General features: G+C 53.1%; 13 protein-coding genes. 9 read left to right on the forward strand and 4 right to left on the reverse strand.

All coding sequences use genetic code 11. The annotated features are described in order from the left end of the window. Positions 1–63 precede the first annotated feature (63 nt). On the forward strand, positions 64–849 hold the full coding sequence (locus ACT3TY_RS12015) for an AraC family transcriptional regulator (RefSeq protein ID WP_444628403.1): 786 nt from the start codon (positions 64–66) through the stop codon (positions 847–849). 276 nt (positions 850–1,125) lie between these two features. Here the strand turns inward: ACT3TY_RS12015 and ACT3TY_RS12020 are convergent, their stop codons facing one another. After that, the gene (locus tag ACT3TY_RS12020) at positions 1,126–1,809 is read right to left on the reverse strand and encodes an IclR family transcriptional regulator (RefSeq protein ID WP_441679992.1); all 684 of its coding nucleotides are present in this window, start codon (positions 1,807–1,809) and stop codon (positions 1,126–1,128) included. A gap of 166 nt (positions 1,810–1,975) precedes the next feature. On the opposite strand from ACT3TY_RS12020, the gene ACT3TY_RS12025 reads away from it, so the two are divergent. From ACT3TY_RS12025 to ACT3TY_RS12055, 7 genes are all read left to right on the forward strand, one after another. Next, positions 1,976–3,193, forward strand: coding sequence for a CaiB/BaiF CoA transferase family protein (locus tag ACT3TY_RS12025; RefSeq protein ID WP_441679994.1), 1,218 nt, complete (start codon positions 1,976–1,978; stop codon positions 3,191–3,193). Further along, positions 3,190–4,026 (forward strand): citryl-CoA lyase, encoded by an 837-nt coding sequence (locus ACT3TY_RS12030; protein ID WP_441679996.1) that lies wholly within the window; start codon positions 3,190–3,192, stop codon positions 4,024–4,026. The genes ACT3TY_RS12025 and ACT3TY_RS12030 overlap by 4 nt, the downstream gene beginning before the upstream one ends. Beyond that, on the forward strand, positions 4,023–4,994 hold the full coding sequence (locus ACT3TY_RS12035; protein ID WP_441679998.1) for a hydroxyacid dehydrogenase: 972 nt from the start codon (positions 4,023–4,025) through the stop codon (positions 4,992–4,994). The genes ACT3TY_RS12030 and ACT3TY_RS12035 overlap by 4 nt, the downstream gene beginning before the upstream one ends. Beyond that, positions 4,991–5,692, forward strand: coding sequence for an RraA family protein (locus ACT3TY_RS12040; protein ID WP_441680000.1), 702 nt, complete (start codon positions 4,991–4,993; stop codon positions 5,690–5,692). The genes ACT3TY_RS12035 and ACT3TY_RS12040 overlap by 4 nt, the downstream gene beginning before the upstream one ends. Positions 5,693–5,787: 95 nt before the next feature. Continuing rightward, positions 5,788–6,759, forward strand: coding sequence for a Bug family tripartite tricarboxylate transporter substrate binding protein (locus tag ACT3TY_RS12045; RefSeq protein ID WP_441680002.1), 972 nt, complete (start codon positions 5,788–5,790; stop codon positions 6,757–6,759). A 53-nt stretch (positions 6,760–6,812) separates the two neighbouring features. Then, positions 6,813–7,265, forward strand: coding sequence for a tripartite tricarboxylate transporter TctB family protein (locus tag ACT3TY_RS12050; RefSeq protein ID WP_441680004.1), 453 nt, complete (start codon positions 6,813–6,815; stop codon positions 7,263–7,265). After that, the gene (locus ACT3TY_RS12055; RefSeq protein WP_441680006.1) at positions 7,265–8,767 is read left to right on the forward strand and encodes a tripartite tricarboxylate transporter permease; all 1,503 of its coding nucleotides are present in this window, start codon (positions 7,265–7,267) and stop codon (positions 8,765–8,767) included. The genes ACT3TY_RS12050 and ACT3TY_RS12055 overlap by 1 nt, the downstream gene beginning before the upstream one ends. A 119-nt stretch (positions 8,768–8,886) precedes the next feature. On the opposite strand, the gene ACT3TY_RS12060 is transcribed toward ACT3TY_RS12055, so the two are convergent. Further along, positions 8,887–9,909: a methionine synthase gene (locus ACT3TY_RS12060; RefSeq protein WP_441680008.1), complete on the reverse strand. Its 1,023-nt coding sequence runs from the start codon at positions 9,907–9,909 to the stop codon at positions 8,887–8,889. Between the two features lie 28 nt (positions 9,910–9,937). Next, the gene (locus ACT3TY_RS12065; protein WP_172118200.1) at positions 9,938–10,921 is read right to left on the reverse strand and encodes a DUF1852 domain-containing protein; all 984 of its coding nucleotides are present in this window, start codon (positions 10,919–10,921) and stop codon (positions 9,938–9,940) included. Between the two features lie 409 nt (positions 10,922–11,330). On the opposite strand from ACT3TY_RS12065, the gene ACT3TY_RS12070 reads away from it, so the two are divergent. Next, complete coding sequence (locus ACT3TY_RS12070; protein WP_149573861.1) at positions 11,331–11,639, forward strand: hypothetical protein; 309 nt, start codon at positions 11,331–11,333, stop codon at positions 11,637–11,639. 35 nt (positions 11,640–11,674) lie between these two features. On the opposite strand, the gene ACT3TY_RS12075 is transcribed toward ACT3TY_RS12070, so the two are convergent. Beyond that, complete coding sequence (locus ACT3TY_RS12075) at positions 11,675–12,625, reverse strand: DUF808 domain-containing protein (protein WP_441680010.1); 951 nt, start codon at positions 12,623–12,625, stop codon at positions 11,675–11,677. Positions 12,626–13,553: the final 928 nt, after the last annotated feature.

Consider the following 13,553-nt stretch of genomic DNA (forward strand, 5'->3'; position numbering starts at 1 on the left):
CTAGAACTGGCTGACCTTCGATTTTTGGACAATAATCATCGCATTTCGGCCAGAATAACGATTATGCTCAATACTCCTTTATCCGACGTGGATCACGTGGCACGGCCCATAGTGGCCATCGGCACTGACTACAGCCCCGGTACGCTTCTTGACTTTCATGCCCATCGCCGCGCCCAGTTTCTCTATGGCATGACAGGCGTGATGGAAGTCAATACGGATGACGGCACCTGGATGGTGCCGCCCTATAGCGGAGTCTGGCTGCCTGCGGGCAAGCGCCACCAAGTACGTATGAACGGGGTGAGCACCCGAAGCCTGTACATCGAGCCCCGCGTCGCGCCACGAACGACTTGCAGTTGTGAGGTGCTGGTCGTGACGCCTCTGTTGCATCACCTGCTGCTGGCTTCCGCCCATCTACCCGCGCTCTATGATGAAAATGGCCGCGATGGCGCCTTGGCGCAACTACTTCTATACGAGCTGCAACAGGCTCAGGCCCTGCCGCTATTTGCGCCCCTGCCCCATGACCCTCAACTAGCCAGCCTGTGCCGAGCATTTCTCGGCCAGCCACATATACACAGCCCTCCCGAAGACTGGGCCCGGCAGATGCATCGCAGCCAGCGCACCTTCAATCGCCTGTTCCGTCAGCAGACCGGCATGTCCTTTGCCGTATGGCGTCAACAGGCCTGCCTGATGGCCGCCCTTCCCAGGCTGCTGTCCGGTAGTTCCGTTACTCGCACCGCGCTGGAACTCGGCTACGACAGCCCAGCCGCTTTCTCCAGCATGTTTCGCAAGGTGCTTGGCCAATCTCCCACCACTTTCGTTAGGGCGGCGAATCGTCAGTTGGAAGAGTAGCAAGTACGCCTACTGATCAGTTGTTCGACTTCTTGCTGGTCGCCTTCTACGGCGACTTTGAAGTGATGGAAAGCGCGGTAATTCTGCGCTTTTCCGACATGACCGCCGCCCGCGTCTGGTCCCAAAGCGGCACCTATCAAGAAGCCCGCAAGAGCAGCCTCCTCCTTCACCATTTAAGGCAGGGGGGTCTCATTGGGCACAGCAGCTTGGAGGCTAAAATACGCGAGACAATTAGACCAGTGTTCAACAGTCCTGCTGTCACTGTGGTAATACTTTTTAAGGCATGGTTTCACGCAAGGTGTCACAACTCGCTTTGAGCAACTCGACTGTTGATTCGACTTTATCATCGGTTAACCGGGTGATTAATGCAGAAACGGATATTGCGCCGCGCATTACTCCATGCCGGTCGAGTACCGGCAGCGCTATGGCAGCAACATCCGGGTCTCGTTCGCCCTTTGAGAAGGCATAGCCTTTGGTACGGATATCATCATAGAACGCGCCTTCTTCCCCACTGAACGCTAAAAGAACGCGGCCTGTCGCCCCCCGTTCAATAGGCAGTAATGCCCCTTCATCCAGATGGTGCCGGGCAGGCTTTGGCGAGTTCAGCCGATAAAGGCACATGCGCTGGTTACCCAAGCGGATAAAGAACGATGCCGTTTCCTGAGTTTGCTCTACCAATTGAGTCAACTGCGGACGAATAAGCTCGCCCATATCTCCTGTATGACGGAATAGATTTCCTAACCGCCATAGGCTGGGCCCCAAAGCATACGTGCCATCGCCTTCACGAACGATATAGCCAAAGCGCTCCAAGGATCCTATCAACCGAAGAATAGTGCTTTTATAAAGCCCCGTACGCTCCGCTAACGTAACGAGCGACAGCGATCGCTCCTGATCTGTAAACGCTTCCAGGATCGTTAAAGCACGCTCAACGGCTTCTACTCGATTTTGCTTTTGGACCAAGCTACACCTCCATTGCACCTAGTTCTACCTGACAGAACAAACATTTTTAAAATAGAACATGTTTGACATGTAAAAATCGTTCTGCCATAAAGAACACTATTATGCCTGACAGAACAAAAAGGAACCATTATGCCGCTTATCAAAATTACAGCATTCGGCAAGCCCCATGTCTGAACTGCTAAAAGGGATTCGGGTGCTGGATCTGACCAACGTTCTTGCTGGTCCTTACTGCTGCTATCAGTTAGCGCAGCAGGGTGCCGATGTCATCAAAGTTGAGCAACCCAGAAGTGGAGATTTGGCCCGCCAGTTAGGAGCCGACCCTGAACTGAATGCCCAACTAATGGGCGTTTCATTTCTCGCCCAGAATGCGGGCAAGCGCTCCATTGAGCTCAATCTAAAATCCGACCAAGGCAAGCAGGCTTTTCGCAAACTGGTACAAACCGCCGATGTATTGGTCGAAAACTTTCGCCCTGGCGTAATGGACCGGCTTGGCCTTGGACATGAGAGTCTTCAAGCGCTTAATCCACGCCTGATCTACTGTGCTATTTCAGGGTTTGGACAAACCGGCCCGCTGGCAAAGAACCCTGCTTACGATCAGATTATCCAAGGTCTTTCCGGCGTAATGAGCGTGACAGGCGATGAAACGTCTGCACCGCTGCGCGTTGGCTACCCCGTTTGCGACACCATCGGTGGTATGACCGCAGCTTTCGCCATTTCCAGCGCCTTGGTCGGCCGAAATAGAACCGGGCACGGCGAGTTTATTGATGTATCCATGCTTGAGTCCATGATGGGCACCATGGGCTGGGTGGTATCCAACTGGCTGACGTGTGGCATTGAGCCACTTCCTATGGGAAACCAAAATACAACGGCGGCCCCATCCGGCACCTTCCGCACTGGTGATGGGTTGTTGAACATCGCCGCCAATAAGCAGGAACAGTTCGAGATTCTGTGCCAGTTGATAGAGCGCGTGGATTTGATATCCGATCCACGATTTCAATTACGTGAAGAGCGCAAGCGCAACCGTAACGCTTTAACTATCGAGTTGGAAGCCGCCTTGCAAAGCGCTTCCGCTGAGCAGTGGGCAACACAAATGAACGCCCGCGGCATACCAGCAGGCGAAGTGCTCACCGTTCCTCAGGCGCTTCGCCACCCCCAGGTCGAAGAGCGTGAGTTAACGCGCACGTTCCCCGGCGTCGTCGGCCAGACAAACCTCTCAGTAGTGCGCTCAGGTTTTCGCCTGGGCAGCGGCGATCCCGAACCCAAAACACCGCCTCCCACATTGGGTCAGGACACCGATGCGATCCTTGCAGAGCTCGGCTATGACGCTGCCGCACGCGCCGCCTTCACTCATCCAAACATAACAACCAAAGAGACGGAAAAATGATTGAAGAGAACCGCCGTACCGCCGGTGAAGACTGGTGGTCTACCGATATCATAGAAATGTCCCCCGGTATAATTCGCTACCACGGCTACGCCATTGAGGATCTGATTGGCAAGGTCGGCTTCCCGGAAATGATCTGGTTGATGCTACGCGGCGATCTACCCAGTGCAGCCCAGGCGACTCTGTTAAGCACGGTACTGATGAGCTCCATTGACCACGGTCCACAAGCGCCGTCTATTGCAATTGCGCGCATTGCATCCACCTGCGGTGTAGGCATCAACAACGCCATGGCTTCTGCAGCCAATGTACTTGGTGATGTACATGGCGGTGCGGGCGAGCAGTGCGTGGCGCTATATAACGCTATCCAGGCACGCTGTGAAGCTGGTGAAGATATTACCTCTGCCACCCATACCGAGCTTGCCAAGCTTAAAGAGAGTGGCGTGCGCTATATCCCAGGGTTCGGGCATCGCTTCCATCCTAAAGACCCACGAGCCCCCAAACTGATGGAGGTTCTACGCGCCACAGCCGACGACAGCATCAACACTCATTTCGCCGACATTGCAGAAGAAGTTGAGCGCCAGATATCCCAAGGCCGCAGCCGTGCAATTCCCATGAATGTAGATGGTGCAACCGGCGCTATTTATGCGGCGCTGGGATTTCCACCAGCGCTATGCCGCGGCCTGTTTGTGCTATCTCGCTCGGTAGGCATCATGAGCCATGCTTGGGAACAGATGCAGCGACCCGAGCGCAATAAAGGCCCACTCCCCCGTACCGAAACCTGGACCTATACCGGCCATGCTCCCCGTAGTGTTGAGCAGGAAGGCGGCCAGCCATGAGTTATACGATTCTGGTGACGGCTCCACGTCTGGCTGACGAAGGCCGGGAAGTGCTGGAACAAGCAGGCTGTCGTCTGCTATTCATCCCCAAAGGGGAGGAAGATAGCCTGGGTGAAATAATGGCCAGCCAGCCTATCGACGCAGTCATCGCACGCACGCTCACGCTGAATAAAGCAACCATTGCATCGTGCCAAGGGCTGCGCGCGATATCCCGCCACGGCGTAGGCCATGACGCAGTAGATATTCAAGCAGCGGCTGAGATGGGCATTCCTGTGACAGTCGTCGGTGATACCAATGCACAGTCGGTCGCTGAGCTAGCCATTGGTCTGATGATCACCGTGGCGCGTAACGTGTCGAATCTGAGCCAACGTGTTAGTGCCGGTGAATGGCCGAGGCAAACCCCTGGCTTACAACTTTCAGGCCGCGTGTTAGGGCTGGTGGGTTGCGGCACCATCGCCCGCCATGTAGCCCGAATGGCAAATGCCATTGGTATGCGCGTTATCGCTTATGACCCCGCCCTGAAAACCATGCCGGAAGGTATTTCCAAGGCGACTAACCTGGACGACCTGCTAACCAGTAGCGATGTCCTCTCTCTGCACTGCCCGCTGTTGCCCTCTACCCAGAACCTGATTGATGCCGCAGCACTCGCGAAGCTTCATTCGGGCGCCATTGTGATCAATACCGCCCGCGGGGGGCTGATTGATGAGGACGCCTTGGCCGAAGCCATCATGGCTGACCGCCTAAAAGGCGCGGGGCTGGATACCTTGAACATTGAGCCACCTCCCGAAAATCATCCTCTTCTGCGTTTACCCCAAGTGGTACTCACCCCGCATGTAGGCGGTAATAGCGATGCAGCGCTGGCACTGACTGCCCGTGCTGCTGCCGAAAATGCCTTGGCACTGCTGTCTGGGCATTCCCCTGCGCATGGACGCATCGTCAACGAACACTTACTGGAGATAACCCAATGAGCATGACGCTTGATGGCGGAACATGGCCTGCTGGCTTTGCTGTCCAACCGCGCCAAACCACCCTAACGCAAAAGCTGCTGACCGCCTTTAAACAAGTGCCGGTCGCTCATGCGGGGGATGTGATGGGGCGGCACACCGGTGCAGTAGGCCTTTGCGCTTATCACAACGACCTTGGACTCACCATGTGTGGTACGGCTATTACGGTGCGTACCCGCCCAGGTGACAACCTCATGGTGCATGTCGCCATACAGCGCGCCCAGCCAGGTGACATTATCGTTATCGACGGGGGCGGCGACCTCTCTACCGCGGTGATTGGTGGGCTGATGCGCACAACAGCAATTGCCCGCCAACTAGGTGGTATCGTGATTGATGGCGCGCTGCGCGATGTCGCTGAATGGGCCGAAGGCGTCTTACCAGTTTACGCCCGCGGCCATGTTCATCGTGGCCCCAGCAAGGATGGCCCTGGCCAGATAAACATTCCTATTTCCTGTGCAGGCATGACAGTGATGCCTGGTGACTTAATTCTGGGCGACGCCGACGGCGTTATCGCTATCCCCGCTAGTGAAGCCGAGGCGCTTTTAAGCCTGTGCCAAACCCAGGCAGCGAAAGAGGCGCGTATACGTGCGCAGAATGAAACCGGCGAGGTCGACCGCGAGCGCTTCGATTCCATCCTGCGTAAGAAAGGCTGTCCGCTTTAGTCATTACCCCAGAACACGACGTTACTTCAACACATAACATTTCTTCAGCACACAACAACAAGCAGTACGACAACATCAATAATAAGGAACACGCCATGAAAAACAACGCTTTAAAATCTATCGCTTGCGCTGCATTGCTTATTCTTCCTGCCGTAGGAATGGCCCAGTCCTATCCCAAAGGATCAATCGACTTCATTGTGCCCTTCTCCGCCGGTGGAGGTACTGATTTTGCTTCACGCGTACTGACAGAGAAGCTTTCCGAGCAGCAAGGATGGAACTTTGTTATTGAGAACCGCGGCGGAGCAGGAGGCAACATCGGCCTTTCACAACTTGCGCGTGCTAAAAATGATGGGCAGGTTATGGGTATGGGGCAAACGTCTAACATGGCGATTAACCCAACGCTGTACGCCAGCATCCCCTACGACTCATTAAATGATTTTACGCCTATTGCGCTAGTTAGCTCACAACCCATGGTGCTGGCCGTTAACCAGAACTCGGCCTACGAAGATTTTGAATCTTTAGTCGCCGCCGCCAGAGAAAACCCAGGCAAAGTGTCCATGAGTACGCCCGGCTCTGGCACGGTGAGTCACCTGTCGATGGAAGTATTTAGCGACCAAGCAGACGTAGAGTTCATGCATGTACCCTACCCCGGTGCGGCCCAAGCGGTAACGGACGCCATTGGTGGGCATGTGGACTTTGTGACTGCCAGCCTTCCCAGCTTATTGTCGCATATTCGGTCAGGCTCATTAAAAGCATTAGCCGTTACCTCGGCTGAGCGCAACGCGGCGCTACCCGATGTTCCCTCGATAGCCGAGTTAGGCTATGAAGGTTTTGAAGCCTCCGACTGGAAAGCAGTGGTCGGCCCCGCCGGTCTTCCCGACGATGTAGTCGCAACCTTTAACGCCGCTATCAATCAGGCTCTTCAGGATGAACGCCTGATCGAAACGATAGAGAACGAGGGCAGTACGGTGGAAGGTGGTTCCGCCGATGAATTTGCTGCTTACCTGCAGGCCGAGTATGAGCGCTGGGCTGAAGCAGTAAGCGCCTCGGGCGCGACAGTGGAGTGATCATTTAAGGCCGGGCATTGATTTATTTGCTCGGCCTTATGGGAGACATCATTATGCTAAATCGCGATATCGTTGACATTATTACGGGGATGGCACTGGCAGCTTTTGGCTTAATCATTGCCGCCTATGCCACTACGCATTATAACCTTGGGTCACTTCAGCGTATGGGGCCTGGCATGGTTCCTATGGGCATAGGATCGATTATTGCCCTGCTTGGCATAATGCTTACCATTGGAGGCGCATCGCGCCCACATTTTCCAATGCCAAGCATTGAGTGGCGCCCGCTAGCCGCTATCCTCAGCGGAATTTTGGTCTTCTCTCTTGCAGTACCACGTGTTGGCTTAGTACCTGCCATTTTCCTGTTAACACTGATCACCTCGCTTGCCGATAAGCAGTTGCGAATCAAGACGGTTTTGGCACTCATCGCCTTTCTCATTCTGGTGGCCATTTTGATCTTCCGCTTGGCACTTGGCATGAACATACCGATCTTCAGGTGGGCATTCTAATGGACTTTTTTGGCAATCTTTCGCTTGGTTTGCACACCGCACTTTCGTTCAGCAACCTGTTTTTCTGCTTTGTTGGCGTGTTTCTAGGAACACTGCTTGGCGTTATCCCGGGCGTTGGCGTTTTAGCCGCCATTTCCATGCTGTTTCCCATAACGTTTCATATGGAAGTGACATCAGCACTCATAATGCTGGCAGGAATATGGTACGGCACGAGTTACGGTGGCAGCACGGCGTCTATCCTGCTTAACGTGCCAGGCACGCCTGCCAATGCGGTGGTCTGTTTAGATGGCTACCCTATGGCACAAAAAGGTCGTGGTGCCGTTGCTCTGTTTATGACCACAGTGGCCTCTTTCGTTGGCGGCTCCATCGGCATCGTCATCCTGACCCTTTTCGCACCGGTGATAGCACAATATGCCTTGAGCATGGGCCCCGCTGAGTACTTCTCATTAATGCTGCTAGGGCTAATTGCGGCGACCGGTATTGCTGATGGCTCCGCAGTCAAAGGCTTCGTCATGGTCATGCTGGGTATTTTCCTTGGCAGTATCGGTACCGACGTTTACACAGGCACACAACGTTTTGCCTTTGGTATCCCAGAACTCGGTGACGGCATTAGCCTGGTAGCACTGGCCATGGGAGTGTTCGGGGTAGCGGAGCTCATTATTAGCGTTGGCAGTGTTAAGGCAAACCGCTTTAAATCGTCTGACCTGACGCTACGTGCCATGAAACCTACGCGCGATGATATGCGACGTTCGTGGTTCCCGATGCTGCGCGGCTCAAGCATTGGCTCATTCTTTGGCGCCCTACCGGGAACAGGCCCGTCACTGGCCGCGTTTATCGCTTATGCAGTGGAAAAGCGCTCATCCAAAGATCCAAGCCGATTTGGTAAAGGAGCAATTGAAGGCGTCATGGCTCCGGAATCAGCCAATAACGCAGCTGACCAAACCTCGTTCATCCCTACTCTGGCCTTGGGTATACCCGGTAGCCCGACAATGGCACTAATGTTAGGTGCGCTCATTATTCATGGCGTTACACCTGGCCCCGGTCTGATGACAGAGCAACCGAGCCTTTTCTGGGGTCTCGTCATGAGCTTCTGGATCGGTAATATTATGCTGGTTATCCTTAACGTTCCTCTTATTGGTCTATGGGTACGCCTGCTTGCCGTCCCTTATCATCTGCTGTTTCCCGCCGTATTGATGTTCATTTGCCTGGGCACCTACAGCGTCAATAACAGCTCGTTCGACGTACTACTGGTGATGATATTCGGTGCGTTGGGCGTTTTGATGCGCAAACTGGCTTTCCCAGCGGCGCCGCTCATTTTGGGGTTTGTACTTGGCCCGATGATGGAGGACAACTTCCGCCGCGCCATGCTGCTCTCGTCGGGAGATTTTGCGACCTTCATTGAGCGGCCGATCAGCGCCACCATCCTCGCCATTGCTGCGCTGATTTTGGTATGGAGCTTTTTTTCCACGCTTAAAGCACGCCGCGCGCTTGCTCAGGGCTAAGCTAGATCTGATTTACTTAATCTGAACGCTTGCTCTGCCATGTATAGGAGCAGGCGTTCAGAGTCGTCAGCCCCACCTCGTTCCCAGATAGAAACCAGATTTTTACTGACGTTAAGATATCAAAGTTCTTTTCGAACGATCTCCGCTCCGGCACTCAAGGCACTGAGCTTGCCTCGCGCAACCGAGCGAGAAAGTGGCGCCATGCCACAGTTGGTGCACGGGTAAAGCTTGTCGGCATCCACGAACTGAAGTGCCTTTCTAAGCGTTGCGGCGACTTCTTCCGGCGTTTCGATGGTATTGGTGGCGACGTCGATGGCGCCCAGCATCACCTTCTTGCCGCTCAGAAGTTCGATCAGCTCGATGGGCACGTGGGAGTTCTGGCACTCCAGCGATACGATATCGATGTTGGATTTTTGCAGCCGGGGGAAGACTTCTTCATATTGCCTCCACTCCGATCCTAGCGTCTTTTTCCAATCCGTATTGGCTTTAATGCCGTAGCCATAACAGATATGGACAGCCGTTTCGCATTTGAGCCCTTCAATGGCTCTTTCCAAGGCGGCGATTCCCCAGTCATTCACCTCATCAAAGAATACGTTGAACGCAGGTTCGTCGAACTGAATGATATCGACGCCTGCTGCCTCCAGTTCCCGGGCTTCCTGATTGAGCGCTTTCGCAAATTCCCACGCCAGCTTCTCACGACTTTTATAGTGATCGTCATACAGTGTGTCGATCATGGTCATCGGACCCGGCAGCGCCCATTTGATGGGTTGGCGGGTTTGCTCGCGCAAAAACCTGGCATCTTCGACGAAAACTGGCTTATGGCGGTTGATCTCGCCCACAACCGTCGGCACGCTCGCATCGTAGCGATTGCGAATTCTCACGGTTTTGCGCTTTTCAAAATCGACGCCGCTAAGATGCTCGATAAAGGTTGTCACGAAATGTTGACGCGTTTGTTCACCATCGCTGACGATATCGATACCGGCTTGCTGCTGTTCCTGCAACGACACGCGCAGCGCATCCTGTTTACCTTCAATCAACGCCTCGTCTTGCAGTTTCCAGGGCGACCAAAGGGTTTCGGGCTCGGCAAGCCAGGAGGGTTTGGGCAGGCTGCCCGCCGTCGAAGTGGGTAAGCGTTTACTCATGAGTCATCATCCCGTGCATTTGATTAGGTTAAAGCGAGCTGTTGGAAGACCACTGCTCAAGCATCGCCTGATAGGGTTTAATGAAATTCTCTTCAGCAAATTTCCCCTGCTCGGCGGCCAATTGGCTACGTTCTTCTCGGTCGTAAACGATTTGAGTGAGCGAATGATCCGAGTTCTTCAAGTTGGGCTGATAAACATTTCCGGCAACCGCATTGGCGTTGTAGATCTCAGGCCGGTAAATCTTCTGAAAAGACTCCATGGTGCTAATGGTGCCGGCAAGCTCAAGGTTGGTGTAATCGTTGAGCAGGTCGCCAGAAAAATAAAACGCCAGCGGGGCAGCACTGTTGGCAGGCATAAAGTAGCGAACCTGAAGCCCCATCTTCTTGAAGTACTGCTCGGTCAGCGAAGACTCGTTCGGCTGATATTCAACCCCCAATACGGGATGCTGATTATCGGTTCGGTGATAGACCTTGTTATCCGATACGCTCAAGCATATGACGGGAGGCTTCCCGAAATGCTCTTTGTAAACGGGTGAATCCACGAAGCTTTTAAACAAGTTGCCGTGCAGAACACCAAAATCATCCGGAATACTGAAAGTCGACTGGTGCTTGTTATGCTCTAAAAGCCGCACGCTAAAGTCGTAATCTCGGACATAGGATGAAAAGTTGTTCCCTACGATACCGTCGATGCGTTTGCCGGTTTGCTTGTCCAGAAAACTGGTTTTGAGTATCTCGATGATTTGAAAAGGCGCTTCATGGCCCCTTGCGCCAACCTCCATACTCACGGAAATGATGTCGAGTTCGACGCAATAACGACGCCCTTCGGGGTTATCCCAATGCACCAGGGCATTGAAACGGTTATTGATCATTTCCAGCGTATTGCGGAGGTTCTCGCGCCGCCTTTCGCCCCGGGCCAAATTGGCAAAGTTGGTCGTGATACGCGTATTGTCCGACGGACGATAATTCTCATCGAAGCCGATACGCTTGATAGTAAATGCGACGTCGTTATTCATCATCTCGCCTCCAATAGTAAAAAATCGAACCGGTTCTTCGCTTCTGCGGAACGGCCCAATATTTATAAACCGGGCGGCTTTACAGCTTTTAAACCTGACAGCCTTATTCATGAGAAGCTGGCAGGCTCTATAACGAAGAGTGCTGGGGATTTTATACAGGAGTACAAAGATGAATAAAAATGGTCTTATTTCATGGGAAGTTTAGAAAAATTCATAGTGAAAGCCGACTCTTCAACTGAAAAAGATGCTGGCTGCGTTGGGCTTGATGAATTTAGGTAGTCATACGACGCGCTCGACATCCCCGCACTAAAAGTACGGGGTTTTCTGCGCAAATCTGATAAAGTTATTATCCCGCTAAATAGTTTTCTGCAGACTTCATGCACGTTTATATTCTTTCACTGGACACGCTATGCATAACCTATGGATTCCCGTCGTCGCCATTTTCGTCGTTGCGGGCCTGATATTCGGTGGCCAGGCCTATTCCGAGGCCCAGCGTGATGCCCACATCGCCGAGACGATTTCGGAGCGTCTTAATAGCCAAGCACCGGCCGAAATTTCCAACCTGGCGACTGTCAACAAGGGGTATGGGGTGTGCGGCGACTATGCGCTTTCAGGCGCCGAGTCCGGTCGCTTCTACTACAACAGCAACACCAAGCGACTGGCGTTGGGCACCGATGCCCCGCTGTATCGCGACAACTGTGAAAGCGTTTATAACTAAACTCTTGGTTCTCTGGTACGCCCGTCGCGGCCCACCTATGCCGAATGCGCCTTCTTGAAGGGAACGAGGTGCAGCACACCCACCACCACCGAGCCCACCAAAAAGCCAATCACCGCTGAGCACAACGTATTGAAACTCCAGCCCAGCAAGCCGCCCAAGGCACCGGTGGCCTCGCTAATCCTATGCTCAATATGATGTACCCATTCATAGGGGGCGTTGAACCAACCCGTGCCATCCGCCCCCAGGTTGGCCATCAGGATATGTCCTCCCACCCAGAGCATGGCGATGGTACCCACCACTGCGATGGTCGCTAGCACCTTGGGCATGGCCGTGACCAGACCACGGCCCAGTTTCTGCATGCCCGAACTGTCCCGCTGGGCGAGCTTCAGCCCGAAATCATCCATCCTGACCAACATCGCCACCACGCCATACACCAGAACAGTGATGACAAACGCAACCACCACCAGGCTCACCATCTGCGACCAGAATCCCTGATGGGAAACAGTAGAAAGCGCGATCACCATGATTTCGGCGGACAGAATCAGGTCGGTGCGAACGGCACCACTCACGATCTTTTTCTCGGCTTCAGGCCCCTTCTCTACCGCAGGCTTGTCGTCGTCATGCTTGCCAGAAAGCTTGTGCCAGACCTTCTCAGCGCCCTCAAAGGCTAGGTAGCTGCCGCCCACCATCAGGATGATCGGCAATAGCGCGGGCAAAAAGTGGTTCAACAGCAGCGCTGCCGGTAGGATAAAAATCAGCTTGTTGCGGATCGAACCCAGCGCGATTTTCTTCACAATCGCCAGTTCACGCTCCGCTGCCACACCCTGCAAATATTGCGGTGTTACCGCCGTATCATCCACCACCACCCCGGCCGCCTTCGCCGTCGCACGCCCAGCGGCGGCACTCACATCGTCCAATGATGCGGCGGATAACTTCGCCAATGCGGCAATGTCATCCAATAATCCTATCAAGCCGCCTATGGCCATGGATGTTTACTCCGTGAATAACAGTTGCTGATAGTAAAGCACATAGCGGGTTGGCGAATGGCCTCATTTGCCTCATAGGGCAGCGCAAACAATGCCTCGCCAGTGTTTTTTATCGCCAAAGCATGGGAGTCATTGCGCTAGCCAGTATCAGCAGAAGGTTTAATTTACTCTCACTTTGATCACTCATAGTGACTAAAATACACTTCTTATAAACCTCCACCGCCCACTAATGCATCCGAATGGCCTTATGCTCCTTCTGTCTGATACGCTAATAGGGCCAAAGGCACATTCCGAAGAGCAAACGTATGGGTTTGAAAAAGTCAGACTATTAAGCCGCAACAACTTTCCTTTCTTGTTGTTGCGTCTGCCTGCCTAAACCACTTCCTTAAATGTAGGCCGCCGCCAAATAATCTTATTTTCGCTGAGACTTTATTGTGCTTAATAAGAATCCTCGACTGTGGAATTACAACCTGCCGATAGCACACATGATTGGAAGGACTCGAGCTGCCACCTCAGTTCTAACAAATCTTATTGGGATGATAATACATCTCATACCAACTATATTCGCTACTAATTCTGCTTCTATCCTCTACTCGACCTGGGGAACTTGCATAGTATACGGAGGGTTAATAACATGGATTTTAAACTGACATAACAAAAAAACTATTTGTGAACAAAAAAAGGAAGGAGACATGATCTACGAGCAGCTTATTCCTTAAACCTTATACTCTCATCCACTATATTTAGAGACTGAAAATAGTGTAAGCTACGTATTTAGCCAAGTACCACCTCATCGCAACCACTGTGGCCTAAAACAGACAAGTTTTACCCTAACATTTAAATAACGTGGAATCCGGGCATGTGTAAAGAAGTCCAGCTGAGAAGAATCAAAATAGACTTGAGCGGAATAGTGCAATTCTCAGCTCTT

Source organism: Halomonas sp. AOP22-C1-8 (assembly GCF_052378905.1).
Lineage (GTDB): Bacteria > Pseudomonadota > Gammaproteobacteria > Pseudomonadales > Halomonadaceae > Vreelandella > Vreelandella citrativorans.